Origin of the sequence: Streptomyces sp. NPDC127084 (genome assembly GCF_042724175.1) — a bacterium.
In the GTDB taxonomy this organism is placed as follows: Bacteria; Actinomycetota; Actinomycetes; order Streptomycetales; family Streptomycetaceae; genus Streptomyces.
The window spans coordinates 31,347-57,814 of sequence record NZ_JBHXFA010000014.1; the positions used below are offsets into that span (position 1 = coordinate 31,347).

At 68.6% G+C, this 26,468-nt stretch carries 18 protein-coding genes and 2 pseudogenes; 10 read left to right on the forward strand and 10 right to left on the reverse strand.

Translation table 11 applies throughout. The features are described 5' to 3' along the window. Window positions 1-59 precede the first annotated feature (59 nt). Together ACFWI9_RS05670 and ACFWI9_RS05675 are read left to right on the forward strand one after the other, a co-directional pair. Window positions 60-998, forward strand: coding sequence for an alpha/beta hydrolase (locus ACFWI9_RS05670; protein WP_387159235.1), 939 nt, complete (start codon window positions 60-62; stop codon window positions 996-998). Between the two features lie 39 nt (window positions 999-1,037). Continuing rightward, window positions 1,038-1,577, forward strand: a complete 540-nt coding sequence (locus ACFWI9_RS05675; protein WP_387159236.1) for a low temperature requirement protein A — start codon at window positions 1,038-1,040, stop codon at window positions 1,575-1,577. A gap of 138 nt (window positions 1,578-1,715) precedes the next feature. Here ACFWI9_RS05675 and ACFWI9_RS05680 read toward each other — a convergent pair. From ACFWI9_RS05680 to ACFWI9_RS05690, 3 genes and pseudogenes are all read right to left on the reverse strand, one after another. Next, a pseudogene (locus ACFWI9_RS05680) lies at window positions 1,716-1,916 on the reverse strand (lamin tail domain-containing protein); the annotation flags it as partial. A 228-nt stretch (window positions 1,917-2,144) separates the two neighbouring features. Beyond that, window positions 2,145-3,722, reverse strand: a complete 1,578-nt coding sequence (locus ACFWI9_RS05685) for an FG-GAP repeat domain-containing protein (RefSeq protein WP_387159237.1) — start codon at window positions 3,720-3,722, stop codon at window positions 2,145-2,147. 237 nt (window positions 3,723-3,959) lie between these two features. Then, window positions 3,960-7,298, reverse strand: coding sequence for a hypothetical protein (locus tag ACFWI9_RS05690; RefSeq protein ID WP_387159238.1), 3,339 nt, complete (start codon window positions 7,296-7,298; stop codon window positions 3,960-3,962). A gap of 256 nt (window positions 7,299-7,554) precedes the next feature. Between ACFWI9_RS05690 and ACFWI9_RS05695 the strand changes: the two genes are divergently transcribed. Both ACFWI9_RS05695 and ACFWI9_RS05700 read left to right on the forward strand, forming a co-directional pair. Next, on the forward strand, window positions 7,555-14,457 hold the full coding sequence (locus tag ACFWI9_RS05695; RefSeq protein ID WP_387159239.1) for a polymorphic toxin-type HINT domain-containing protein: 6,903 nt from the start codon (window positions 7,555-7,557) through the stop codon (window positions 14,455-14,457). After that, window positions 14,405-14,824, forward strand: coding sequence for a hypothetical protein (locus ACFWI9_RS05700; protein WP_387159240.1), 420 nt, complete (start codon window positions 14,405-14,407; stop codon window positions 14,822-14,824). Before ACFWI9_RS05695 ends, ACFWI9_RS05700 begins: the two co-directional genes overlap by 53 nt. A gap of 161 nt (window positions 14,825-14,985) precedes the next feature. On the opposite strand, the pseudogene ACFWI9_RS05705 reads toward ACFWI9_RS05700, so the two are convergent. Next, window positions 14,986-15,267: pseudogene (locus tag ACFWI9_RS05705) on the reverse strand (tyrosine-type recombinase/integrase); the annotation flags it as partial. A 300-nt stretch (window positions 15,268-15,567) separates the two neighbouring features. Between ACFWI9_RS05705 and ACFWI9_RS05710 the strand changes: the two are divergent. Continuing rightward, entirely contained in the window at window positions 15,568-15,903 is a 336-nt protein-coding gene (locus ACFWI9_RS05710; RefSeq protein ID WP_387159261.1) for a GntR family transcriptional regulator, read from the forward strand. 35 nt (window positions 15,904-15,938) lie between these two features. Here ACFWI9_RS05710 and ACFWI9_RS05715 read toward each other — a convergent pair whose 3' ends face one another. Next, entirely contained in the window at window positions 15,939-17,438 is a 1,500-nt protein-coding gene (locus ACFWI9_RS05715; RefSeq protein WP_387159241.1) for a glycosyltransferase 87 family protein, read from the reverse strand. Window positions 17,439-17,551: 113 nt separating this feature from the next. Here ACFWI9_RS05715 and ACFWI9_RS05720 point away from each other — a divergent pair, with 113 nt between their 5' ends. After that, entirely contained in the window at window positions 17,552-18,721 is a 1,170-nt protein-coding gene (locus ACFWI9_RS05720; RefSeq protein ID WP_387159262.1) for a molybdopterin-dependent oxidoreductase, read from the forward strand. A 5-nt stretch (window positions 18,722-18,726) separates the two neighbouring features. Beyond that, on the forward strand, window positions 18,727-19,137 hold the full coding sequence (locus tag ACFWI9_RS05725; protein WP_387159242.1) for a hypothetical protein: 411 nt from the start codon (window positions 18,727-18,729) through the stop codon (window positions 19,135-19,137). On the opposite strand, the gene ACFWI9_RS05730 is transcribed toward ACFWI9_RS05725, so the two are convergent. From ACFWI9_RS05730 to ACFWI9_RS05740, 3 genes are read right to left on the reverse strand one after another with little or no spacing between them, the layout of a single operon-like run. Next, entirely contained in the window at window positions 19,113-19,775 is a 663-nt protein-coding gene (locus ACFWI9_RS05730; RefSeq protein ID WP_387159243.1) for a methyltransferase domain-containing protein, read from the reverse strand. The genes ACFWI9_RS05725 and ACFWI9_RS05730 overlap by 25 nt on opposite strands. After that, window positions 19,772-20,404: a DUF2064 domain-containing protein gene (locus ACFWI9_RS05735; RefSeq protein WP_387159244.1), complete on the reverse strand. Its 633-nt coding sequence runs from the start codon at window positions 20,402-20,404 to the stop codon at window positions 19,772-19,774. Before ACFWI9_RS05735 ends, ACFWI9_RS05730 begins: the two co-directional genes overlap by 4 nt. Continuing rightward, window positions 20,401-21,087 (reverse strand): glycosyltransferase family 2 protein, encoded by a 687-nt coding sequence (locus ACFWI9_RS05740; protein ID WP_387159245.1) that lies wholly within the window; start codon window positions 21,085-21,087, stop codon window positions 20,401-20,403. The genes ACFWI9_RS05735 and ACFWI9_RS05740 overlap by 4 nt, the downstream gene beginning before the upstream one ends. 126 nt (window positions 21,088-21,213) lie before the next feature. On the opposite strand from ACFWI9_RS05740, the gene ACFWI9_RS05745 reads away from it, so the two are divergent. Together ACFWI9_RS05745 and ACFWI9_RS05750 are read left to right on the forward strand one after the other, a co-directional pair. Continuing rightward, window positions 21,214-21,945, forward strand: coding sequence for a response regulator transcription factor (locus ACFWI9_RS05745; RefSeq protein ID WP_387159246.1), 732 nt, complete (start codon window positions 21,214-21,216; stop codon window positions 21,943-21,945). Then, window positions 21,942-23,054, forward strand: a complete 1,113-nt coding sequence (locus tag ACFWI9_RS05750) for a sensor histidine kinase (RefSeq protein WP_387159247.1) — start codon at window positions 21,942-21,944, stop codon at window positions 23,052-23,054. Before ACFWI9_RS05745 ends, ACFWI9_RS05750 begins: the two co-directional genes overlap by 4 nt. 34 nt (window positions 23,055-23,088) lie before the next feature. On the opposite strand, the gene ACFWI9_RS05755 is transcribed toward ACFWI9_RS05750, so the two are convergent. Further along, window positions 23,089-24,153: an NAD-dependent epimerase/dehydratase family protein gene (locus ACFWI9_RS05755; protein WP_387159248.1), complete on the reverse strand. Its 1,065-nt coding sequence runs from the start codon at window positions 24,151-24,153 to the stop codon at window positions 23,089-23,091. A gap of 277 nt (window positions 24,154-24,430) precedes the next feature. Between ACFWI9_RS05755 and ACFWI9_RS05760 the strand changes: the two genes are divergently transcribed. Further along, window positions 24,431-24,979, forward strand: a complete 549-nt coding sequence (locus tag ACFWI9_RS05760; RefSeq protein WP_387159249.1) for a DM13 domain-containing protein — start codon at window positions 24,431-24,433, stop codon at window positions 24,977-24,979. Between the two features lie 442 nt (window positions 24,980-25,421). Here the strand turns inward: ACFWI9_RS05760 and ACFWI9_RS05765 are convergent, their stop codons facing one another. Continuing rightward, complete coding sequence (locus tag ACFWI9_RS05765; RefSeq protein ID WP_387159250.1) at window positions 25,422-26,447, reverse strand: LLM class flavin-dependent oxidoreductase; 1,026 nt, start codon at window positions 26,445-26,447, stop codon at window positions 25,422-25,424. Window positions 26,448-26,468: the final 21 nt, after the last annotated feature.

A 26,468-nucleotide genomic window follows, 5' to 3' on the forward strand; every position in this document is an offset into this window, starting at 1 on the left:
CGCACGGCCCCGCCCCTGCCACTGGCCGCGACCCGCTTCACCGACGAGGAGTTGCACCCATGACCGACAACATCAAGCACGTCTCCGTCACGGCGCTCGCCTGGGACCTTGCCGCTGACATCTACCTCCCGTCGGGCTTCGACGAGAGCCGGACCTACCCCGCCATCGTCAGCGTTCACCCCATCGGCTCGTGCAAGGAGCAGACTGCCGGCAACGTCTACGGAACGGCGCTGGCGGACGAAGGATTCGTCGTCATCGCCTTCGACGCCAGCTTCCAGGGCGCAAGCGGCGGTGAGCCGCGGTCGATCGAGGACCCGGTGTTCCGGGCCCAGGACATCAGCTACGTCATCGACTACCTGGTGACGCTGCCCTACGTCGACGCCGACCGCATCGGGGTCATCGGCGTGTGCGGTGGCGGCGGCTACTCCATCAACGCCACCATGACCGACCGCCGCATCAAGGCCGTCGGCAGCGTCACAGGCGTGAACTTCGGGCGCCTCATGCACGAGTCCTTCAGCGGCTACGACCCCATCGGCGCCCTCGACGCCGTTGCCGAGCAGCGTACGGCCGAGGCACGGGGAGAAGAGCGGCGGGTCACCCAGTACCTGCCGGCGTCTCCCGAGGTCGCCAAGGAGCAGGGTCTGACCGAACTCGACCTGTCCGAGGCCACCGCGTACTACCGCACCGAGCGCGGCGAGAAGCCCAGCGGCCGTACCGAGGGACTGTTCTCCCGGCAGGCTTCCGCGATCGGCTGGGACGCCTTCCACCGCGCCGAGGTTCTCCTGACGCGGCCGCTGTGCGTAGTCGTCGGAGACAAGCCCGGTGCGTTCGGCGCGTACCGGGACGGCCTGGAGATCTACCGCCGCGCGGCGTCGAAGGACAAGGAACTGGTCGTGGCGGAAGGCTTCTCCCACTACGACCTGTACGACCAGCCCGAACCGGTCAAGATCGCCCTGGATCACCTGATCCCGTTCTACAAGAAGCACCTCGTCCGGTGAGGGCCGCCCGCCCGAAGCAGACGCAGGAGACCACGGATCATGAGCAGCGTGCCCGAGTCACTCAGACTGCGCCGGCCGGTGTCCCCCCTCGAACTGTTCTACGACCTCGTCTTCGTCTTCGCCGTCTCGCAGCTCTCCCACCACCTGCTCGAGCACCAGGACTGGCGCGGAGCAGCGGAGACCGCGGTGCTGCTCGTCGCCGTGTTCGGCACCTGGGCCTACACCAGCTACGAGGCGACGCTGCTCGACGTCCACCGCACCGTCACGCGGTGGATGGTCGTCATCGTCATGGGCCTCGGCCTGTTCATTGTCGGTCACAGGCGGGGAATCGACTTTCGGGATGGGCTGTGTGCCCCGTCGGAGAAGCGCCTTTCACGCAAGCGGGCCGGTGGTCCTTGTTCTTGGGTAGCCGCACCGGTGGTAAGACTCTGTAGTGGATGGGTCGTCACCGGCTGGAGTAACAGCCGTATCGCCACTGTCGGGTGGTGGCAGCTGAACATGGTCGTAACGGCGGGGCGCGAAGCTCGGGGAAGAAGCCCTCAACGATGCTCCGTGATGGCAAGCCTCGCAGATGGATAGCGACAGCGGGGTGCAGGGCTGGCCGCTGAGAAGCGGCGGGTGCCGGTCGAAGACGCCGAGTCGGCAGGGAGGACACCACCGCCCCGGGGTGATGAGGGCGCCCGCCCCGGTCGCATCTCACGCGTGCGGAACGCGCTAGCTCTTGATCGTCAGGTACTCATTCTTGGTGTTGCCGCTGGAGCACTTGTTGGAGTCCGTGTCCGGGGCGTCGTACTGGATGCCCTTGATCTTCAGCGCTGACGAGTACTCGGCTGCCTCCGCCGGTGCAGTGGCGGCAATCCCGAAAGCGGTGCCGAAGACGACCAATGTAGCGGCAGTCAGAGTGCGGTGGACGCGCATGAGACCCACCCTCAGTGGTGCGCCAATGGAGCGTCCGGAGCATATCGATACGTAATTCCATCTGGGCGAGGCTTGACGGAACTACGGATCATCAACCGCCCGGAGTCCCCGGCCTGTGGCGGCCCGCTCATCCAGCCGTGTGTCGGTCCCTCTCTGCCTCGCATAGGTGTGCAGCAGCCCGCGCACGAGCGGAGGCTGCTGCACATGGATTCGCCGTCTTGTCCCGGTTCAGAGGAGGTTGTTGTAGCCCTTCCAGCCGGTGGCGATCTTGGTACGCGTGGCGAACGGGGCGGAGGTGTGGCCGGTGCCTTTGTAGAGCCACAGGGCGCCCGAACCGTCGCGGGCGATGAGGTCGGCCTTGCCGTTGTCGGTCAGGTCGCCGACGACGGACAGTGCGTCGTAGGTCTGCCAGCCGCCACCGATCTTGATCCGTGTGCCGTACAGAGGGCTGGAGTTGCCTGTTCCCTTGTAGAGCCAGAGCACGCCGGTCTTGTCTCGGGCGAGGAGGTCGGGGTGTGCGTCACCGGTGAGGTCCGCCGAACCGGCCAGCCGGTTGTACGCCTGCCAGCCGCCGCCGACCCTGACTCGGGTGGCGAAGGGCGCCGACGGCTTGCCGGTGCCCTTGTAGAGCCAGAGCACGCCGGTCTTGTCCCGGGCGAGGAGGTCGGACAGCTTGTCGCCGTTCACGTCGCCGGCACCGGTGAGGGTGTCGTACGCGTTCCAGCCGGTGCCGACCTTGACGCGGGCCTTGAACGTTTCGGGCGCCTTGAAGGTGAACTGGCGCTGGTAGTACCAGAGCGTGCCCTTCGTGTCCCGGGCGACGAGGTCCCCGTGCCCGTGCTGCGCACTGGCTGGGACTGCGCCGGGGAATGAGAGGTCTTCGCTGACGGGGTCCAGCTTGGTGATCTGGTTGTAGGTCTGCCAGCCGGTGCCGATCAGGCTGCGCGTGGAGAGCGGCGTGGTGGGCTTTCCGGTCCCGGCGAACCTGTACAGGTTTCCGGAGGGGTCCCGGGCCAGGAGCTGATGGCGCAGGTGCAGCGGGCCGGTACCGGCGGTGAAGGCGGATGTGCGGTCGAGTGCGCTGCCGTGGGGCGCGAGGTCGTAGATGTCGTGGACCACGTGGGTGGCGATCCGCCAGGTGTCCATGCCGGCAGGTGCGGTCAGGGTGTACTCGATGGTGTGGTCGCCGGAGCTCGCCTCGCAGTTGAGGTTGTTTCCGCCCTCGAGGATCAGGCGGGTGTCGAGTCTGCACGAGATACCGGGGCTTGTGGTGACGTTGGTGATGGCCACTTTGTCACGGCGCCAGCTCGGCTGCCCGACGGACCGGGCGTAGTAGGTGCGTACATTCCCGGGGTCGGTGGCGTGGACGCGTAGTTTGTGGCGTACGGAGCGTCCTGCCGGTACGGCCGGTGTGTCGAAGGCGACGGTGTTGCGGGCGGCGGCCGTGGCAGGGGTGACGACCTTGAGGAGGGCGTGGCCGTGCGTGGCGTCTTCGGGGAGGTTCTCCGACTTCTGCACGGACTGTACGGCCGCTGAGATGTCTCCACCGGCCGGTACCCAGGCGTATCCGAAGTGCACCCTCACATTGCGGGTGCTCTCGCTGAGGTGGAATGAGAGCTTGCTGTAGCCCTCGTAGAACGGGCCTCGCTCGCAGGTGTAGACGCCGTGGGTGCCTGGCGGCGTCTTGCAGTCGTTGTCCTGCAGGATGAAAGTGTCGGGGAGGACCGCGTCCGCCGCGATGGCCCCGGTCAGGGCCTCGGTGGAGAGGGCGAAGACCATGGTGCCGTTGCGATAGGGGCCGGACACGTGCCAGGGTTCGGCCCGCCAGGAGGCACCTGGCGCCGCGACCTGGTCGTCCGCGGCCAGGACGAGCGGCTCGCTGTCGGCGGCCGCAGCAGGTGCGAGGACCAGTGGTCCGCTGATGAACGCGGCCGCGGTGGCTATCGCCGCCGCGCGCCGACTTCACGCACGCAACAACAGGACACCTACACTGATCTCCCCGGCCCGCGGGCCGGGGACATCGTGGTGCGAGAAACCGATGGGTCAGAAGATCCCGGTGATGGTTTTGGACCAGTACCCGGTTCCGACCAGTTGGGGGGAGCGGTGTGTTGTCGTGCCGCCCGGGTAGAAGAGCAGACATCCGGTGGGGCAGGTGGTGCTGTCGGCGGCCCCACTGCTCGTGACGTAGTTGATCACGAGGTCGGAGTCCGCGGGAGTGGTGGCCCATAGGTCGCCCGCGGTCGCGCCGGTAGTGGGCACGAAACCCCGGTACTGGGTGGTGGCGCCGTCGACCGAGTCGGTCAGGGTCTTGACTACGCCCTGCGCATTGCCGGCGGAGGCCAGAAGGGGCCTGTTTCCCTTGTTCCAGCCGCCGCTGCCGTAGACCGCCTTGCGGTCGAAGTCGAGACTGTAGGTGCCGCTGGCGCTCTTCTCTCCGGGGAAGATGATGAGCTCGCGGCTCGTCTCATCTCGTGCGAGAAGGTCCTTGATACCGTCACCGTCCTGGTCGCCGATCGCGAGGATCGTGCGGTTCAGCCACAGCGAGCCGTTGCCGATGCGCTTCGGCTTCTCGAGGTCGAAGGGGTCCGCCTGGTTCGCGGCACCGTCCCCAGCGGTCCTCCCGGAGTAGAGATAGAGGTCGGCGTCGGCGTCGGTGCAGGGATCTGCCTTGCACTGGATCGTGACCAGGTCGTTCCCACCCTTGTAGCCGCTGTCGGTACGACCATCGATGTCACCTGGCGTGATCATCTGCAGGACGCTCTTCCAGCCGCCGACCTCGGCTGAGCTGGAGGGTGCTGCCAGCTCGCGGCGGGTCCAGAACCAGGGCTCGCCGAGGCCGTTGCCCGCATAGAGGTAGGTCTTGTCGTCTTTCAGTCGTACGAGAATGTCCTCGTAACCGTCGGGGGCGGCCGTGGGGCTGGTCAGGTGGGTGAAGTCACCGCCGTGTGCGATGAGGGCTCCGCTCCAGCCGCCGCTTCCCACGACCACGGACGAAGCAACGTTGCCCGTGCCGTCGCCGCCGTAGAAGTGCAGGCGGCCGAGGGTGTCTGTGGCGAGTACGTCGCCGTACCCGTCTCCGTCGAGGTCACCGAGCCGGTCATGCGCGAAACCCTGGGTTGAGGGCTTCATGCCGGGTTCGTAGACGACATCGGCCTGACTGGTCTTCAGGACGGTGGTGTCTTCGTCCCCGTCCGTGGGGGAGTGGTTGCCGGCGTCGTCGTAGGCGAGCACGTAGAGGGTGCTGTTCGGATAGCCGGTCGGGACCACGTCGATGTAGGCGGTGTAGCCGCTGGAACCGACGGGGACCCAGTTGCCGTTGGAGCAGCGGGAGCTGGATACGGAGATGGGGTGGTCCATCGCCCAGCAGAAGCCCGCAAGGTCCCCGGCCGGGTTGTGAACCTTGAAGCGGACCTTCTTGCGTGCCTTGAACCTGGTGCTGGACGGGATCGTGTCGCCGTCCTCCGTCCATACGTCGACGCGGTACTTGGGACCGATCCTGTCCACGGTGAAGGAGCAGCTGGCTGTGTAGGCGCTGGCCGGTCCTTCGCCATCCGTGGCGCGGACCTTCCACTTGTACGTGCCGTTGGCCAGGTTCTTTGCCAGCACGGTGGCGGTGGCTGTCTGGCCGCTCGCCACCTTGGTGGCGTAGCTGACCGGGACACTGCTTCCGTCGGAGTCGGTGACGACGAACTCGGGTGTGACCGTGCCGCCGTCCTTGTCCCGAAGGGTGGCGGTCAGGGCGAGGCCGCTGTTGCCGATCGTCCCGCCGCAAGGGACATGCTTGTTTCCGTCCCCGCCAGGAGTCCAGGTGCCTTCGTAGGCATCCGCGTCGAGGACCTCGGGCTTGAAATTGTAGGTGACCTCAAGAGCCGGACTGTTGCGGAACCGCTTGAAACTGTTGACGTTGCCCCGATACGAGAGCGGGGTGCGCATGCCGAGGACGATGGGGTCCAAACCCTTGTCCGCGGCTTCCTGGACATAGTCGGTCAGCGCCGACGACTTGAAGTCATGGCCCCGGACGCCGGGGCAGTATTTCGGATTGCCATGGGCGAAGGAGTCGGCATCGAGCTTGGAACCCCAGTAGTTGCCCTGGCTGTTCCAGGTGGGAGCCGTCCTGATGCTATCGGCGCTCCACAGTTCAGTGGGGCCGGCCACGTCCGCGTCGCAACCCCAGGAATGGGTCTCCTCAACGGCGAAAGTGACGTCGGAGATCGTGGCCCCACTCAGGCCCTTGGTGTCCATGGAGAAGAACGAGCTGGTATCGCCGGAGCCGTTGTAACCGACCCTCGGCTCGTCCGAGGGCGTACCGGAGTGCCAGCCCTGGCCGTTGGGGTAGGAGTCGCTAGGGGTGTCAGAGTAGATGACCGCCCAGGACTCCCTGCCTCCGCCACTGAAGATCGGGTCGATGATCAAGGGAAACTGGTCTGCCGAAGCCAGCAGCCCCGCGTCCGGGGTGAGCGTGAGAGTGGACCCTGTGACATCTGCGGCGACAGGTGCGGTCTCCGGCTTGTCAGCGGGATCCGCATCGGTGGCTGCGATAGTGGACACCATCGACTTGGCACCGGCCTGTCGCACGGACTTGGCAGCGGCCGTGGACCCAGTCGACGTCTTGGCGCCGTCCTGTGCCGACGAGGGCTGCTCCCACATCTTGGGTTGCGGCGCCTTGAAGACGACGTTCCCCTCCGCGTCCTTGGCGAGCAGGACGTCACCAGCAGTGTCGTCGAGGGTCACCCCATGGGCATCGATCCCCAACTTGATGTTCTTCAGTGCCGGATTGTCGGCAGCTTGCGGGGTGTTGACGATGAGGTGCTCGGCGAAGCCGTCGACGTCTGCGGTCAGCTTCAGGTCCACATCGGGCAGCACGGACTTGTAGAGCGCGGTGTTCCCCTCCACCACCGGCTCGGGCAAGTCTGTGGGCCACGTCAGAGCGAGAGTCCTGCCCAGGCTCTTCATGGTGACGAGCGGGGCTGTGCCGCCGCTGGAGAACGTGATGTCAAAGGTCGTGGCTCGGGGCCCGAGGGTGCCGTCCTCCCGTCGCTCGACCTTCGGGTCCGTCCGGCGCCAGGTCAGGTCCGAGCGGGTCCAGAGCGGCCGGGCGTACTGACGACGCGTCATGGATCCGTCGGGGTTGGCGAACGTCTCCGCGCTCTCCTCACGGCGGTCGACGATCTCAACACGTTGCCCGGCCTTGGCCGCCAGGGTGAACGCCTCCGCTTCGGAGGCCGAAGTGACCTGCTGCTCCGTTTCGGCCGTGGGCCCCGTGGCCCCGTCGGCAACTGCTGCGGGAACAAAGGCGGTGAGGGCAGTCGCGGGGAACGCCAAGGCGAGGAGTGTCGCCAGGGGGCGTCTGGAGCGGCTGCCGCGAGAGGTGGTCTGTCTCATGCGGCGCTTTCTCGGTGCGTGATGTGTTGGTAGCGGTAGGCACAGTACGCAAAGAAGTGGCCAATTACGAGGTGTAGTTCTATCTCCGGAAAGTCCAATTAGTCCCCTTCGTTTGATCTGTGATGGTGACTCGGGATAGCGCGGCAGTGGTCCCGAGAAGCGGCAGGTCAGGGCGTTATCGAACTGATGCTTGCCCTCAAATGGGCGAACATGTTGGATACGGGGGCTACTTTCTGTTTTTGGCCTGGGGTGGGGTATGCAAGCCAGTCGTCCGTACTTCCGTGCGAGATCCAGGGAGCGGGAGGGGATCGAGGCGAGACGGCGAAGACTCCGCACCTCTGTTGTCGGTGTCATTACGACTTCCCTGACCGTCTCGCTCCTCTCCGGACCTGCCTTCGCCGACACTGCGGCGGCGTTCGAGCCGCGTGCTGTGGAGAAGATGAAGTCCGTCGACGGACACGAACTCGTCCTCGCGAAGCCCAAGTCGGCTTTCCTGCCGGGGTCCAGGGCCACATGGAAGCCCGCACCTGTGCGCTGGCCCAAGGCCGCGACCAACGACGTCACACTCTCTGACACGGCCAAGACAACCTCTGGCGCGGCGAAGCGGGCCGGCGTCTTCGCCAAGGCTGAGAGCCTGCCGATGAAGGTCGCCTCGGTACCTGAAGGAAGGCAGCGCAGCGGCGCGACACCGCCGGGCAAGGTCCGGGTGAGCGTGGCGGACCGGCGGGCCACGGCAAAGGCGGGTATCAAGGGTGTGCTGCTGTCTGTGCAGCGCATCGATGGTTCCGCTGCGCCGGGCGTGGCTCGCGTCGAACTCGACTACAGGGCCTTCCGCGACGCGTACGGCGGCGGTTGGTCCTCCCGCCTGCGACTTGTGAGCCTTCCCGCCTGTGCGCTGACCACCCCGGAAAAGCCCGCGTGTCTCGAACGCACTCCACTCGATACCCGCAACGACAGCAAGTCCGGCACACTGACGGCCAACGTCCCACTGCCGATGGCCGCGACCACGACGAACAAGGCTGCTCGGTTCGTGGCCCAGTCCGGTGGGGTCGCGCTGGTGTCCGCGGAGGCGGGCACGTCCGGTGACGAAGGTTCCTTCAAGGCAACCTCGCTTTCCCCGAGCGGCTCATGGTCGGCCGGAGGCAATTCCGGCAGCTTCGGTTGGAGCATCCCCATCGGAGCGCCAGCCGCCCCGGGCGGTCTCGCTCCGAAGCTCAACTTGGCGTACAGCTCGTCCTCGGTGGATGGTCGTACGGCGTCGACGAACAACCAGGCGTCATGGATCGGTGAGGGCTGGAGCTATTCTCCTGGCTTCGTCGAGCGCACGTACGCCTCCTGCGAGAACGACAAGCAGAACGGCGCCAACAACGCCGCGACCGACAAGGTCGCCGACCTCTGCTGGAAGTCGGAGAACGCCACCCTGTCGCTGAACGGTTCCAGCAACGAGCTGGTTTGGGACACGGGCAAGAAGGTGTGGAAGCTCTCCGGTGACGACGGCTCACGCATCGAGCGCCTCTACGACTCGACCGACAACGGCTCCGGTGACAAGGACTTCGAGTACTGGAAGGTCACCACAAGCGACGGTACCCAGTACTTCTTCGGCAAGAACCGCCTGCCAGGCTGGACCACCGGTGACCGTGAGACGAAGTCCGTCAACACCGTTCCCGTCTTCGGCAACCATGACGGTGAGCCCGGACACGCCGCCGACTTCGCCTCCTCCGCCGTGCAGCAGGGCTGGCGCTGGAACCTCGACTACGTCGTGGACCCGCACGGTAACGCGATGGCCTACTACTACTCGAAGTACGTCGGCTACTACGCCAAGAACAAGCAGTTCGACAGCCCGGTGGCCTACACGCGCGACAGCGTCCTCACGCAGATCGACTTCGGTCTCCGACACGGCCACGTCTACGACACGGCCAACCCCGCCGGGCGCGTCACGTTCGGTCTTGTCGACCGCTGTGCGGCCGAGAGCTGCACCTTGGACGAGGAGCACAAGGATGACTGGGGTCCGGACGTTCCTGTCGATCTGCTCTGCACCAGTGGCACCAAGTGCCTTCAGGCCTCCCCGAGCTTCTGGTCCAGTAAGCGTCTGAAGTCCATCAACACCTACTCCCTCGTCGGCAGCACACTCACCTCGGTAGACAGCTGGACTCTGGCCCAGTCCTGGCCGGCCACCGGGGACACCTCCAAGCGTGCGCTCTGGCTCGACTCCGTCCAGCACACCGGCCGCGCAGGCAGTCTCGGTGACCTCACCCTTCCTGCCACGACGTTCGAGGGCACCCTCATGCCCAACCGCGTCGACGCGGCGGACGGCAAACCTCCGCTGAACAAGTACCGCATCACCAAAGTCACCAACGAGACCGGCGGCCAGACGCTCGTCACGTACAGCGCCACCGAGTGCACCCCCTCGGCCCTCCCCACGGCCGACAAGAACACCAAACGCTGCTACCCGTCGTGGTGGACGCGCGATGGGGCCGTGGACCCGGAGAAGGACTGGTTCCACAAATACGTGGTCACCAAAGTCGTCGAAGACGACACCACCGGCGGCACCGGCTCACCGTCCAAGACCACCTCGTACACCTACGCCACACCCAACTGGCGGAAGGACGAAGGAGAGTTCACCCTCAACAAGCACCGGACCTACAACCGGTGGCAGGGATACTCCTCAGTCGACACCATCATCGGCTCCACGAACCGGACCAAGACCGGCGTCACGTACTTCACCGGCATGGGCGGTCAGGTCTTCGGGGTGACCGACCGGCCCGACTATGCCGGCCGGACCGCGCAGACCCGCACCTACGAGGGTGTGTCCGGCCCGAATGTCGTGAAGACGACCAACCTCCCTTGGGAGTCGGAGGCGACCGCCACCCAGCCGGTCAAGGGCATCACGGACCCGGACAAGCCGAGCGAGGAAGCCCCCGACCTCCCCGCCAAGACGGCTTACCTGTCCGGCACCACCACCACCTTGAGCGAAACGCTGCTGGACGACGGCACCACCTGGCGGCGCAACACCACGACCCGCACCTACGACCCGACGTACGGCCTCCAACTCACGGAGGGCGACGACGGTGCCGCGGGCGAGGTCGAAACGAGGTGCACGAAGACCTCCTACGTGACACCTGACACGACGAACTGGCTGATCGCCTACCCCTCCAAGGTGGTCACGACCAGCCACGCGCCGTGCTCGGCAACCGCTCCGAACGCGAAGGTCACGGGCGCTTCCCGCACCTACTACGACGGGCAGGCATACGGGGCCTCCCCCAAAGCCGGCCTCGCGAACGCGACGAAGACCGATGCTGCCCAGGGCCTCGACGCCTCCGGCCTGCTGGACTGGGAGACCACGGGCCAGTCGACGTACGACGCCTACGGGCGGGCACTGACGGTCACGGGTCAGGACGGCAAGACCACCACGACCGCCTACACCCCGGCCACCGGCGCACAGCCGACAACCGTCAAGGTCACCGACCCCAAGGGCTACACCGCGACGTCCACACTCGACGGCCTGCGTGCACTCACCCTGACAGCAACGGACGCGAACGGCCGCACCGCCACCTCCGCCTACGACTCCCTCGGACGACTCACCAGTGCCTGGGCCAAGGGCCGGGCCACAACGGAGAAGCCGAACGTCACCTTCAGCTACAAACTGTCGCCCACCAGCCAGTCCGCCGTGACGACCAAGAACCTGTACGAGGACGGCACCACCGGCACCTCCGTCACCCTGTACGACTCGCTGCTGCGCCAGCGGCAATCCCAAGCGGACGCCACAGGGGTCGTCGGCCGCATCGTCGCGGACACGTTCTACGACGACCACGGCCGCGTCGTCCGCACCAACGCGCCGTACTACAACAGCGACCCGGTATCAACGACGCCGTTCGTCGCGACCGACAACCAGATCCCCTGCGCCACCACGACCGAGTACGACAACCGCGGCCGCACCACGGTCAGCACACTGCTGACCCTGAACACGCCGAAGTGGTCGACCACGAACACCTACGGTGCCAACTGGTCGGCAATCGTCCCACCGGACGGCGGTACCGCGACGCTCGCCGTCACCGACGCACGTGACCGCGTGATCGAACGCCGCGACTACAAGGACCGCAACCCGGTCATCGGCGCCGCGCCCACCCAGTACGAGAAGCACGCCTACGAGTTCGACACGGCCGGCCGCCTCGCCCAGATCAGCGACAACTCCGGCCGCAACGCCTGGACGTACACGTACGACCTCCAGGGCAGACAACTCACTGCCAGCGATCCCGACAAGGGACTGGCCACCACCACCTACGGGGCCGACGGCCGCGTCGAGACGGTCAAGGACGCCCGGGGCATCACCCTGGCCACCACCTACGACGAGCTCGGCCGCAAGACCAGCCTGCGCAAGGACTCGGTCACCGGCACGAAGCTCGCCCAGTGGACATACGACACCGTCACCGGTGGGAAGGCCCTTCCGGCCACCTCCACCCGCTACGACGGTACGGCCGCCTACACCACAGCAGTGACCGGCTACGACACCGGAGGCAGACCCACCGGCACCAAGGTCACAATCCCGTCCGTGGCGGGAGAGGAAGAGCTGGCGGGCACCTACACGGTCGCCACCACCGCCACCGCCGTGAACGGCCTGCCCAACACGGCCAGGTACACGACCGGAAACAGCGCCGCCGCGACCGTCCTGCCCACCGAAACCGTCACCAACCACTACGGAGCCCAGGACCAACTTGCCCTGGTCGACGGCGACCTCTCACAGGTCTACCTGCGCGGCGCGTCGTACACGCCGTTCGGCGAGCTGGCACAGGCCGAACTCGGCAACCTGGGCAAACGCGTCATCCAGACCTCCACCTACGAGGCATCCACCCGCCGCGTAGCGAGCAAGGTCGTCGACCGTGAGGCCACCGGACCGGCAACCCTCTCCGACATTCGCTACACCTACGACGACGCCGGCAACGTCACCCGGATCAAGGAACTCCAGAACGACGCGTCAATCGAAGACGACCAGTGCTTCGACTACGACTGGGCCCGCCGGCTGATCGACGCCTGGACCACAGCGGGAAGCTGCTCCACCAAGCCCTCAACAGGCGCCGGCACCAACATCCTGGGCGCCGTCGACCCCTACTGGACGAGCTGGACCTTCACCGACACCGGCCAGCGCGCCACGGAGACCCAGCACAAGGCAGGCCCCGTCTCGGCCGACACCACCCGTACGTACACCTACCCGACCACAGCGAACGCGGCCCAGGCCCACGGTGTCCGCAGCGTGACGGCCAGCGGCGGGGCGAGCGGTACGGACACGTACGCCTACGACAAGACCGGCAACCTCATCACGAAGGACCCGGCTGCTGGCGCCACCCAATCCCTGACCTGGAACGATGAGGGCAAGTTCGCCACTTCGGCCGTCTCCGGTTCCACCACGTCGTTCCTCTACGACCCTGAAGGCACCCGCCTCCTCAAGCGCGAGCCCACGAAGACGACCCTCTACCTGCCCGGCGGCCAGGAACTCATCCTGACCAAGTCCACCGGCACACTGGCCGGCAACCGGTACTACAGCGTGCCCGGCGGCTCCGCGATCCGCTCCAGCGACGGCCAGGTCCGTTTCCTGGTCGCAGACCACCACGCCACCAACACCCTCTCCATCACCGCATCGAACCTCGCCGTCAACCGCCGCAAGCAACTCCCCTACGGCGCTGAACGCGGCACCCCGCCCGCCTTCTGGCCCGGCCAGAAAGGCTTCGTCGGCGGCGACATCGACGCGACCACCGGCCTGACCCACATCGGTGCCCGCGAATACGACACCAAACTCGGCCAGTTCATCAGCGTCGACCCGCTCCTGTCCCTGGACCAGCCCCAGTCCCTCAACGGATACAACTACGCCAACAACAACCCTGTCACATTCAGCGACCCCACTGGCCTTAAGCCTGCCGACTGCCTCAGCGGCGTCAGCTGCAGTCTCACGAGCGACGGCTGGACAGAGACGCCGAACAGCGACTACGGCAAGTACCACAGCGGGGGGGCGACCAAGCCCTCTGTGAACGATGTGGTTAGTGTCAACGACCCGGTCAACATTGTCGAGCGGGAAATCACTGAAGTAGCCAGAAAATACCTTACTGGGCCCGGCGATTATGCGGCATGGCGTAAGCAGTACAACACCGCCATCGACGACATGCGGTGGTACGAGGATGAACTAAGGCCTGACGATCTGATCGTGGCCGCGTTGAGCACGTGCTTCGGGCCAGGAAGTATGCGATGCCCGAAGGGAATGAAGAACGCCTACGGGGATCTCGAATGGCTCAGGATGAGCCAATACATGGGGTATGAAGGCACGGGGGCCGGCCCCCGTGCGGGCAGCTTCAAATGGAAATCCTCTCCGTGTAAGTGCTTCCTTGCAGGAACTGACGTTCTCTTGGCCGATGGCACCACGAAGGACATCGAGGAGGTCGAGCTAGGCGACGAAGTACTGGCAACAGACCCCGAAAGCGGAGAGTCGGGAGCCCGTAAGGTCACGCGACTTATCGTCACCGAGGATGACAAGCACTTCAACGAGCTCACCATTGCAACACCCGAAGGACTTGAGCGACTCACGGCCACACACGAGCACCCCTTCTGGTCCCCGTCAGAGAAGCAGTGGGTTGAGGCCGGTCAGCTGCGCCCAGGCATGAGCCTCCTTACGGATGAGGGTACGACCGTCGTCGTACAGGCCAACCGTGCCTTCACCAAGCATGCTCGCACCTACAACCTCACCGTGGACGACCTGCACACGTACTATGTGCTGGCAGGGCAGACGCCGGTCCTCGTTCACAACAGCGGAGCGGGCCCTGACCCCACCTCCTTCTCGAACTTGATTCCGGCAGATACGCCGGAGTGGTTCAAGCCGATTGCTCCCGGCACCGTTCTCTCTCGCTCGGGTAACTATGCATACGTGGTGACCGGCGATGGCGAGCTCGTCATTGGGAAGCGAACGGCTGGTCATGTGAGCATCGCCCAGGGGAGGGACGTGCTGGCTGCCGGGGAGTTCAAGACCAAGGGTGGTCAAGTCGTGTACCTCGACAATAAGTCTGGCCATTATCAGCCTTACGGTGCTCACGCCCAGAAGGCGGCAGTGGATGCCTTCAACAAGAATGGACTTGGTGCTGATGGGAAGTACATTGAGGCGTGGCGGCCTAGCTGCTGATCCGGTCGCGGAGTTCATGCAGGTCGTCCAGGGGGTCCTAGCTACGGCAGAGGAGACCTGCGGCGCCGAAGAACTCGAGCCGGGATTGGAGCGTGCTCTCACGATTCTGCAGGGGAATCCTGAATTGAGAGGGCAATTCGAGAGTCGCGTGATCGCTCTGATTGATTCCCCCCGGGAAGGTGTCGTTGAAATTGTTTCTTTCCTGATGCATGTGCTGCGTTGGGAGGCTGTCCGAGAGGCGGTCGAAGAAAGAATTAGACACCCCCGAGGGGACGTCAGCAATCTTCGGCTGCACGAGGCCATGCTGGATGCCTTCTCTGATTCCTGGCGCGACCGTGATCTCTTTACGAGATTCTCTGGGGCGTGAGGCCGTAGCCCTGCAGTGCGTGAGCGGGTAAGTCGCGAACGCAAAGATGAAGCCCCGTCAGGTGCGTCCTGGCGGGGCTTCTGCATGGGGTGACGGCAGTAGTTGACGGCAACGTCAGCGGACTGTGGCCCCGCACAGCGGCGGGTCGACTCGTCGTTGACGGGACGATCAAGGGCGGTGCTGCGGGTGTCGATGGCGTCGCGCTGGAGACGGAGCCTGACGTGGGCGTAGACGGTGGCTGTGACGCCGATGTGGGCGTGGCCGAGGAGTTCCTTGATCACGACGAGTTCGACTCCCTGTTCCAGGAGCAGGGGCGCGGTCGAGTGCCTGAGCTCGTGGAAGCGGATGCGTCGGAGGCCAGCCTTGCGGAGGAGTGTGGTGAAGGCGCGGGTGAGGTTTGTCGGGTCGATCGGTCTGCCCTATGGCGTGGTGAACACGTGCCCGCGCGAGCTGCAACGACGCTTCGGCATCGCCAGCTCCACGGCCCAAAACGCCCTGCGACTCGTCAAGCGTGAAGGACTGATCTGCTCCGTCCTCGGCCTAGGCAGCTACGTCCGCACGCAGGAGACGCCAGCCGAAGGGGAGCCGGAAGCCGCAGCGGAAAGCGAAGGAACTGATCCCGGCGAGTCCGATCCCGCGTATGCCGGTCTCGGTGATCTCCAGCGCGAATGGCAGACCGCCACCAGCCCCGCTGACGATCCCCGCCCCCGTACCTGCGGACTGCGGACCAGCTCCGCAAGCAAATCCAGGACGGCCAGCTCGCACCCGGTGCCAAGCTCCCGTCCGCCCGCGACGTGCAAGCCCAGTACGGCATCGCCAACTCCACCGCACAGAACGCCCTGCGGGTTCTCAAGGAGGAGGGGCCGATCTACTTCGTACAGGACCGAGGCGTCTTCGTCCGCCAGCTCAGCCCGCGCGCCCAGTTCCTCAAGCGCTACCACGAGGGGTTGGAGGAGGCGACGGCACAGTACCGGGCGGACGAGGATGCCCACCGCCAGGTCAAGCACTTCGTCTGGGACGGCCTCACCGAAGCCTGGCGGCAGCAAGGGCCGGACACGCCGCTCATCACCCAGTGGTGACCTGACTCCCTGGATCGGAGCAGGGCTGACCACCTTCACGTGCGATCAAGGCCAGTGCCGGTGCCCATGTCCGCCGCGCCACTGTCCGGACCGCGGCCGTCCTTTCCTCGCAGCCCCGCAGATCCGCTTGTCGGATCCGCTTTCAGTCCGTTCGGTGCCAGCGCCGGCGGGCACGACCGAAGAGCATTCCCCAGGGGAGCCGCTCGGCCCTGGCGGCGTCGCTGATGCGCCCCGGCGCACACCGCCACCGCTGCCGCCGCGTATGCGGTGGTCGCGCCTGCGCCGCCCACCGTGGGACCGGCGAGGTAGGCGACCGCTCCGGCGAGGGCGACGCCCAGCCATTCCCAGCGGCCGTCCAGCGCGACGAGGGCGACCAACAGGAGTGCGTACCAGGAGTAGCCGGGGGTCAGGAGGAGGAAGGCCGTTCCGGTCGTGAGCAAGGCGCCGCGCCAGGGGCGTTCGGCGTCGCCGTGCCACCAGACCGTGAGCGTCACCGCCGTCATGACGGGGAGGACGGCGAGCGGCGCCCAGGCGTCGGGCAGGACGAGGCGCAGCAGGGCGTACCGGCCGCCGGCCCCCGCGTCGTCGTAGCCCTCCTCCTGCGCGTAGCCGCCCAGGTAGCCGAGGACGGAGCTTTCGGAGAGCAGGACGTACGGGAGGTAGAGCATCCCGACGACCGTCATCGCCGGAACCACGACAGCCAGGAACGTCCGTGGTCGCCGTGTTCCGGACAGCGCGCCCGGGAGCAGGACGGCGGGCAGCAGTTTCGCGGCGACGGCGAGGCCGAGCAGGATGCCGCCGGTGATGCGGCGGCGTGCGACGACCGTGAGAGCGGCGACCGAGAACAGGACGGCGAGCACGTCGACATGTGCGTTGTTCACGCCTTCGACGGGAACGGCCGGGCACCAGGCCCACAAGGCGGCCTGCCGAGGATCGCCCCGTCGGCGAAGGATGGCGACGAGCAGGCCGGCCACCGCGAGGGAGAGGGCGGCGGCGCCGGTCTGGAGCGCCTTGTGGCGGGCGTCGTCCGGCGCGATGGCGTGTACCAGGAGGAACCAGCCCTCGGCGATGGGCGGGTAGATGGTGTGCACGCCCGGCCGGTTGATGCGGGTGCATTCGCCGTGGGGCAGTGGGGAGAGGTCGCGGCCGTGCGCGCAGGCGGCAGGGCCGGGGAACAGCCACTCGTCGCGCAGCCGGGCCAGGGCGGGGTCGGCGGGCACGTGGTCGTACGGGGAGACGCCGGCCGCCTGCACTCGGCCGTCCCAGGCGTACCGGTAGGAGTCCGTACTTGTACGCGGCGCCGCCACGAGGCCGGTGGCGGTGACCGCCACCGCCCCCACCAGGATCAGAGGAACGACCGTGCGGGCGGGGACCCGGCGCAGGGCCACCGCGGCTGCGGCGAACAGCGCCCAGCACCCCACGTAACCCGCCAGGAAGCGGACCCCGAGCGCATCCCCGCTCAGCAGGAGGGTCAGCGCGGCGGTCAGGGCCGCGAGCAGGAGCACGGTGACGGCGAGCGGACGGGCGCGAGACATGGGCGCAGCCTGGCAGCGCGCGCGGCCGCACGGCAGGCGACCCATCGAGGCGTTCGCGTTTCGTAAGGTGTCGAACCGCCCGTACGGCCGCCGGCGGCGGTGTCATGGACGTCATGACCTTCCGGCTGCCCAGGCCCTCACGTCTCGCTCTGCCAACACTCCGACCCTCCACCTTCACCGGGCGTCTGCACGACGCGAGAACGGCGACGGCTGTCGGCCGCTGGCTCGGCGTGGCCTTCGCGGTCTGCTTCGCCACGGGGCTCGTCAGCCACTATCTCCAGCACCCGCCGGACTGGCTCGCCGACCACCTGCCCACCCGGCCCTCCTGGGGCTACCGGCTCACGCAGGGACTGCACGTCGCCACCGGTCTGGCGGCGATCGTCCTGCTCCTGGTCAAGCTCTGGGCCGTGTATCCGCGGCTGTTCGTGTGGCCGCCGGTGCGGTCCGTGCGCCATGCGTTGGAGCGGCTGTCCGTCGCCGTCCTGGTGGCCTCGGCCGTGTTCCAGGTGTTGACCGGGCTGCTCAACATCGTCGAGTGGTATCCGTGGCCGTTCTCGTTCGTGCCGGTGCACTTCGCCGTGGCTTGGGTCGTGGCCGGCTCGATCCTGCTCCACCTCGCGGTCAAGGCCCCCGAGATCGCGGCGCACTGGGGACGGCGCTCGGAAGGGACGCTCGCGCTGCCTGCCGTGGACGCCGTCGACCGGCGCTCCCTCCTCCTCGGTACGGGCGCCGCTGTCGGAGCGGTCACGTTGACCACGGTGGGGCAGTCGTTCACGCCGTTGAAGGCGTTCGACCTGCTCGCTCCCCGCCACCCCGACCACGGTCCGCAGGGGCTGCCGGTGAACCGGACAGCCACAGCCGCCGGTGTCTCGGAGCCGATCCTGCGGGCCTGGCGCCTCGAAGTCGCCGGACCCAGCCCCTACGCCCTCACCCTTGACGGCCTGCGAGCGATGCCCCGGACCGCGGTGCGCCTGCCGATCGCCTGTGTCGAAGGCTGGAGCGTCGACGCGGACTGGGCAGGTGTACGGGTACGGGATCTGGTGGAGCGCGCAGGCGGACGGCCGGGTCGGGACGCCGTCCGGGTCACCTCGCTGGAGGTGAATGGCGCCTACCGCGTGATGGAGATGGGCGCGGAATACGTGGAGGATCCGCTCACCCTCCTCGCCCTCGCCCTCAACGGGCAGCCCCTCTCGCTAGACCACGGATTCCCCGCACGGATCATCGCCCCCAACAGGCCCGGGGTGCTGCAGACCAAGTGGGTGCACAGCCTGGAGGTGTTGTGAGGAGTGTGAGCGTGCTCCGATACGGGCTCGGTGGGCTGGGGCTCGTCCTGATCGGCGTCGGGGCCTGGCGGGTGGCGGCCCAACCGGACCCGGTGGACGTGCTGGTGTGGCTGGCCGGAGCGGCCGTCCTGCACGACGGGATCCTCGCCCCACTCGTCCTCGTCGTCGGCCTGCTGCTCGTCAGGCGCTCCGAACGGGGCGTACTGCGCGGCGCGCTGGTCGTGGCGGGGAGCCTGACCCTGGTCGCACTACCGCTACTGGTGCGTCCCGGAGAGCCGCCGAACCCCTCCGCCCTGCCACTGCCGTACGGACGGAACCTCGTGATCGTCCTCGGCGTCGTGGCCACGGTGGCGGCGGCGGGGATCCTCGTACGGCGGTGGCGGGTCCGCCGTCAGCGGGGCGCGGAGGACGACTGAGGGGCCAGGACGACAAAGTGACGGCCCGCCAGGTCCCACTGTTCGGACACCGTCCAACCGGCTACAGCCGCCTGCGAGGCCAGCGCGCGTCTCCCGACGCGGGCCCAGGGGAACGGCTCGCCCTGCCCGCCACGGCCGTCGTCGACCCGCACTTCGCAGCGCTCGTCGACGTCCACGGGCGCGCATTCGGCGATGACCCGGCCGGAGCGGGACACGACCGGTCGCAGCCGACGGAGCAGAGCGGTGGGGTCGCCGCCGATCCCGATGTTGCCGTCGATCAGCAGCGCCGTACCCCAGCGGCCTTCGCTCGGCAGCGGGTCGAAGACGGAGCGGCACAGTGCCGATCCGCCGAGCCGAACGGTGCGGACGACCGCCTCCGGGCTGATGTCGACACCCAGCACTCGGCGCCCCTCGGCGGCGAGGGCGGCGACGAGACGCCCAGGGCCGCAGCCGACGTCCAGGACGGCGCCTTGGCACCGTGCCAGGACGGAACGGTCGGCGAGGTCGGGTGCCTCGCACCAGCGCTCGATCTCCAGAGGCAGGAGCCAGCCGTCTTCGCGGCGCAGGAAGAGAGGGCCCCGTCCGGTGCGCAGTGCGTCGGTGTACGGATCAGCGCGCCAGGTCGTGGTCGCGGTCACGCTCTCGCTCCCGCCGGTGTGACGGTCAAGGCAGCGTGCAGGGCCGCGAAGCGGGTACCGGGAGCTCGGCCGGCCACCTGCCGGGCGTCCTCGGCGGTGTCCACGTCGCGCAGCACGGGCAGGGTGCCGATCCGCAGCCCGGCTGCGCGCAGCCGCTCGTACTGGACGGCTCCTGTGTCGGGCCGCGACATAGGAACGCCGAGCAGGAGGGCGGGGTCGGGCGTTACCAGGCCGAGGGCCCAGAAGCCGCCGTCTGCGGCCGCGCCGAACCAGGCGTCGTACGTTTCCCAGCACAGCGCGGGCGCGAGCAGCGCCGGGGCGACCTGCGGGGTGTCCATGCCGATGAGCAGTGCCGGGCCGTCGCAAGCGCCGAACGCGGCCGCGAGTCGTACGTCGAGCCCGCCCGTCACCTGGGGGACGACCTCGTAGCCCGACGGGAGCCAGGGCCCTGGCTCCCCGTCGAGCACCAGCACATGTCGCTCCGCCGGGACGAGCGCGGCGGCGACCAGGGTGTCGGCGAGTGCCGCCTCGGCGAGGGCGGCGGCCTCGCCGGGGGTGAACGGGGGAGTGAGCCGGGTCTTCACTCGCCCCGGCAGCGGCTGTTTGGCGATGACGAGGAGAGTGGTCATGGCCGACCGTCGTCCGTCGACGCCGGTTCGTCGAGCACCTTGCGCATGTCGTGCACGGCCTGCCATGTGCCCCTCCAGGTCCCGGTGACCTTCGACCTGCCCCTACGGGGGAGGTACGGCACGTCGACCTCTCGGACCCGCCAGCCTGCATCAGCGGCTCGCACGACCATCTGGAGCGGGTAGCCGCTGCGCCGGTCGGACAGGCAGAGCGCAAGGAGCGCCTCGCGCCGTGCGGCCCGCATGGGCCCCAGGTCGCGCAGCCGCAGCCTGGTGCGCCGGCGCAGGAGCCATGACAGGGCGAGGTTCCCCGCCCGGGCATGCGCGGGCCACGCGCCTCGCCCGGTGGGGCGGCGGCGACCGAGGACGAGGTCGGTGGAGCCGTCGGCGACGGTACGCACCAGACCGGGCAGCAGACCCGGATCGAGGGAGGCGTCGCAGTCGCAGAAGCAGACGAATTCGGCGTCGGCGGCCACCAGCCCGGCGTGGCAGGCGGCGCCGAAGCCGCGTCTGGGCTCGTGTACGACGGTGGCGCCGAGGCCGGCCGCGAGCGCGGCGGAACCGTCGGTCGAGCCGTTGTCGACGACGATCGCCCGCCAGCCGGCGGGGATGCGCGCCAGGACCCACGGCAGGGCCTCGGCCTCGTCGAGGCAGGGAAGGACGACATCTACAGTCATGGGAGACATGGCTCTCACCGTAGGAATCACGGAGCGCTTAGGGGGCGCCGAAGTCCTTACGAAACGAGGACGCCGTGCGACGTCCGCCCGGGTGGCCGTGGCCGCACTGCGGGAGCGGATGCGAGGCTGTGCCCCATGAATGAGCGTGGCGCCCTCCGGAGCGGGGGCCGGGTCCTGGTGGTGGACGACGACCCGACGGTCGCCGAGGTGGTCACCGGCTACCTGGAGCGGGCCGGTTTCTCCGTCGAGTACGCGGCCGACGGCTTCGACGCCCTGCGGCGTTCCGGGGATCGGTGGCCCGACCTTGTCGTGCTCGATCTGATGCTGCCTGGGCTGGACGGGTTGGAGGTCTGCCGGCGACTGCGTGCCACGGGGCCCGTGCCGGTGGTCATGCTGACCGCCCGCGGTGACGAGGAGGACCGGATCACGGGGCTCGAAGTGGGCGCGGACGACTACATCACCAAGCCGTTCAGCCCGCGCGAGCTCGTGCTGCGCGTCGAGTCCGTGCTCCGGCGGGCGCGTGCCGCGGCCCCCGTCGCCCCCCGGGCCGTGCTGCGCGCCGGGGACCTGACGGTCGACCCCGTCACCCGCAGGGCCACCCGTGCGGAAGGGGAACTCGCCCTCACTCTGAGGGAGTTCGACCTCCTGGCGTACCTCATGGAGCATCCAGGTGCCGCGCACAGCCGGGAGGAGCTGATGCGACACGTGTGGGGCTGGGACTTCGGCGACCTGTCCACCGTCACCGTGCACGTCCGCCGCCTGCGCGCCAAGATCGAGGACGACCCCGCCATGCCCGCCCTGATCCAGACGGTGTGGGGCGTCGGATACCGCTTCGAACCGGTCCTCGCGAAGGGCACCACGACGTGAACGACGTCCTGCTCATCGCCGCGTTCGCGCTCGCGGGAGCCGTCGGCGCCGGGCTTGCCGGGGCGGTCGTGCTGCGTCTCGTACGCCGCTGCTCGGTCGCGGTCTCGCTGACCGTCGTCGCCGCCGTGACCGTGACGGCGATGCTCGCCGGGACGCTCGCGGTCGCCCAGGCGATGTTCCTGTCCGCGCACGATCTGTGGGTGGTGACCGTCGTCGTCGCGATGGCCGCGCTCGTCTCGCTGGCCACCGCACTCCTGCTGGGCCGGTGGGTGGTGGCCCGCAGCCGCGCGCTGGCACTTGCTGCGCGGGACTTCGGCGACGGCGGCGGATTTGCCCCACCCGAGGGCACCGCCACCGCCGAGCTCGCCGCCCTCACCCGCGAACTGGCCGCCACCAGCGCGAGACTGGATGCCTCCCGGCGCCGGGAGCGTGCCCTGGAGGCGTCCCGCCGGGAGCTCGTCGCCTGGATCTCGCACGACCTGCGCACCCCGTTGGCCGGGCTGCGGGCCATGGCGGAGGCTCTGGAGGACGGTATGGCCGCCGACCCGGCCCGCTACCACCGCCAGATCCGCACCGAGGTCGAACGACTCACCGGCATGGTCACCGACCTCTTCGAACTCTCCCGCATCCACGCCGGGGCACTGACCCTCAGCCTCAGCCGGATGTCCGTGTACGACCTGGTCGGCGACGCCCTGAGCGGCGCGGACCCGCTCGCCCGCGAGCACGGGGTCCGGCTGGTGGGAGAGGAGGTCGAAGCCGTCCCCGTCCAGGTGGACGGCAGGGAGATGACGCGCGTCCTCGCCAACCTGCTCGTCAACGCCATCCGCCACACCCCCGCGGACGGCACCGTCGCGGTCGCGGCCGAACGCCGGGACGGGGCCGTCGTCGTGTCCGTCACCGACGGCTGCGGCGGCATACCGGACGAGGACCTGTCACGGGTCTTCGACACCGGCTGGCGCGGCGCCGAGGCCCGCACCCCGCCCGCCGGGGCCGGGCTCGGCCTCGCCATCGTCCGCGGCATCGTCGAGGCCCACGCGGGCCGCGCCGAGGTGCGCAACGTACCCGGCGGCTGCCGCTTCGAGGTCAGTCTGCCGGCAGCCGCCGGCTGACCGGGCTCCGCTGCCCGACGGCAGGCCGACCGGGTTACCCGCCGACGGCCGCCGAAGCCCGCTGCCCTGCGCGAGCGAACTCCGCCATCCCCTCGGCGAAGCCGACCTCCGGACGCCAGCCCAGCTCCCGTCGCAGCCGGGACGAGTCCGCCGTGATGTGGCGGACGTCGCCGAGCCGGAACTCTCCCGTTACCACCGGCTGCTCTCCGCCGTGCGCCCGGGCCAGCGCCGCCGCCATCTCGCCGACCGTGTGAGGGTCCCCGCTGCCGGTGTTGTACGCGGTGAGGGCGCCGGTCGGAAGGCTGCCGGCGGCCTCCAGCGCGATGACGTTGGCCGCCGCCACGTCCCTGACGTGGACGAAGTCCCGCCGCTGCCCGCCGTCCTCGAAGACGCGGGGTGCATCGCCGCGGGCGAGCGCCGAGCGGAAGAGGGAGGCCACGCCGGCGTAGGGGGTGTCCCGGGGCATACCGGGCCCGTACACGTTGTGATAGCGCAGCGAGACGGCCGTTGCGCTTACCGCACGAGCCCAGGCTGCGGCCAGGTGCTCCTGCATGAGCTTGGTCGCGGCGTACACGTTGCGGGGGTCGGCAGGCGCGTCCTCGCCGACCAGCCCAGGCGCGGGTTCGGAGCCGCACGCGGGACAGCGCGGCTCGAAGCTCCCGGCCGCGAGGTCCTCGCGGCGGCGGGGGCCCGGCCGGACCAGTCCGTGCAGTGGACACTCGTACCGCCCTTCCCCGTACACGACCATCGACCCGGCGAGGACGAGCCGCCGTACGCCCGCCTCCGCCATCCCGGCCAGCAGAACGGCGGTGCCGAGGTCGTTGCAGCCGACGTACGCGGGGGCGTCGGCGAAGTCCTTGCCCAGGCCGACCATGGCCGCCTGGTGGCAGACCGCGTCGACCCCGTGCAGCGCGGCGCGTACGCTCGCTGCGTCCCGGATGTCCGCGTGCAGGAACTCCACGCCCTGCGGGTCCGGGGCGGTGGGGTGGGCACTGGGCAGCAGTGCGTCCAGCACGACCGGCTCGTGACCGGCCAGCCGGAGCGAGGTGACGATGTGCGAGCCGATGAAACCGGCTCCTCCTGTGACGAGTACGCGCATAGGCGCGACGCTACGGACCCGCACCGCGTGGCGGCGGCGTCCGCGCCGGGCCGTAAGACTTCCGTCATCCCGGTGGAGGGAGCCCTGAATGTCGATCACACGCCCGCCTGGTGGCAGCCGTTTCGCGCCGGGGGTGAGACGGCCTGCAGGCGGTCTTCTGCGTCACTGTGTGACGTAAGGCTTTCGTCATCGGGTCCGAGCTTCCCCCGGCCCGGCGCCCTCGCTTGGATGACCTGGTGAGACGGGACATTGAAGGAGGTGCGTCGTGGGGCGCGTCATGAGCAGGCAGAGGTGGGGCGCGGTCGCCGCAGTGGCCGCGGTGGTCGTCGCTGCGGGGCTGGTGTGGTTCAAGCCCTGGGCGCTGTGGGTGGACGAGACCGTGCATGAGGCGCTGCCTTCCGCAGCGCCGCAGACGGCGCCGGTCGGCGCCCCGCCGCCCGCGACCGCGTCGCCGTCCCGGGCGCCCGCGGGCCCCGTCACCGTCGCGCAGGGGTCGTTCGTCAGCCACGAGCACGCGACGACCGGAGCCGTGAAGATCGTCCGTCTTGCGGACGGCAGCCACACGCTCCGTCTTGAGGGGCTGGAGACGAGCAACGGCCCTGACCTTCGGGTGTGGCTGAGCGACGCACCGGTGAAGGAGGGCAGGGCGGGCTGGTTCGTCTTCGACGAAGGGATGTACGTCAACCTCGCCAAGCTCAAGGGGAACAAAGGTGACCAGAACTACCTGCTCCCGGCGGACCTCGACTGGTCGGCGTACACCAGCGTGAGTATCTGGTGCGACCGGTTCGACGTCTCCTTCGGCGCTGCGGAGCTCGTCCGCACCTGACACCGTACGAGCGACGTCGTACGGGAGGCCCCGAGCCGGCCGATGCCGCTGATGGCCTCGGGATCCGCGGCCTGCAGGGTGGCGGCCCAGCAGTTCGGCGTGGCCGCAGCGCGTGGCGGCGATGACGACGCGGTCCTCCGGCCGTAGTGCGTAGCCGGGGTGGAGGTCCCAGAGCAGGTGGGGCTGTTCGCCGTCGCGGTGTGCGGAGGCGAGGCCGGGGCGACGCGTGGCGGGAGCGGCCGCGTCGAGGGCGGGGACGCGCCATGCGCCCACGCTCCGGTGGGCGGCCGGGCAGCCGCGACGGCGTGTTCCGCGTCCGCGGTCCGGCGTTCCCGGGAGCCCCGACGGCGTACGGACGAAGGCACCGGGTGGACCGCGTCCCGCTTGAGGGGGGTGGTCCACCAGGAGCCTTCGGCGATCTCGTGGATGCGGCCGGACGTGGTCAGGCCCAGGTACGGCGCAGTTCGTCCAGGTGCTTCAGCCCGCCCAGCACCGTGTCGGCGTCATCGATGAAGTCGATCAGGCACGCGACCTCGTCGACACCGGCGTCCCGCACGCCGCGCAGCAGCTCCGCGTTCTCGTCCACGGTGCCGAACAGGCCGCCCGTCTCGAAGTACCGGTCGAAGCCGAGGGAGACCAGGAAGTCCATGTCCTCGGGGGTCAGGTCGTCCGGGTCCAGATCGGGCATGATGTCGCCCGCGGCCTTCAGGAGCAGCCCGAGCGAGTTCCGCAGATAGGCGCTGAACGGCTCGCGCACGATCTCGCGGACCTCGTCCCGGTCGGTGCCGAGGAAGGTGTGGAGCATCAGCACCACATGGCCCGGGCAGCCCGCCGGCAGCGCCTCGCGGTAGACGGCGATCTTCTCGGTGAGTTCTTCGATCGACTGCCCGAGCAGGTGGGTAAGCAGTCCGGCGCCCATCTCGCCGGCCTCGCGGAACGTCTCGGGGTTCCCCGCCGCCGTCAGCCAGACCGGCAGTTCGTCCCGTACCGGCTCCGGATAGGTGCGCAGCTTGCGTGTCTCACCGTCCCCGTCGGAAACGGCGATGGCGCCACCACGCCACAGCTCCCTCACGTCCGCGACGGTCCGCGCCAGCACCTCCTTGCGGTCGGCGTAGTTGTGCGGGGCGAGCGCGAAGTCCGCGGCGTGCCAGCCGGACGCGAAGGAGAGACCGACGCGCCCGCCGGACAGGTTGTCGACGACGGCCCACTCCTCAGCGATCCGCAGGGGGTGGTGCAACGGCGCCACCACGCTGCCCGAGCGGATCTGGATCCGCTCGGTGACCGTCGCCACGGCCGCGCCGGTGACGGCCGGATTGGGATAGGAGCCGCCGAAGGCGTGGAAATGCCGCTCCGGCGTCCACACGGAGGTGAAGCCGTGGGTGTCGGCGAACCGGGCCCCTTCGAGCAGCAGACGGTATCCGTCCGTGCCGGCCGAGTTGTTGGCGAAGTAGAACAGGCCGAAATCCACCGGCGTCTCCTAGATGTGTGC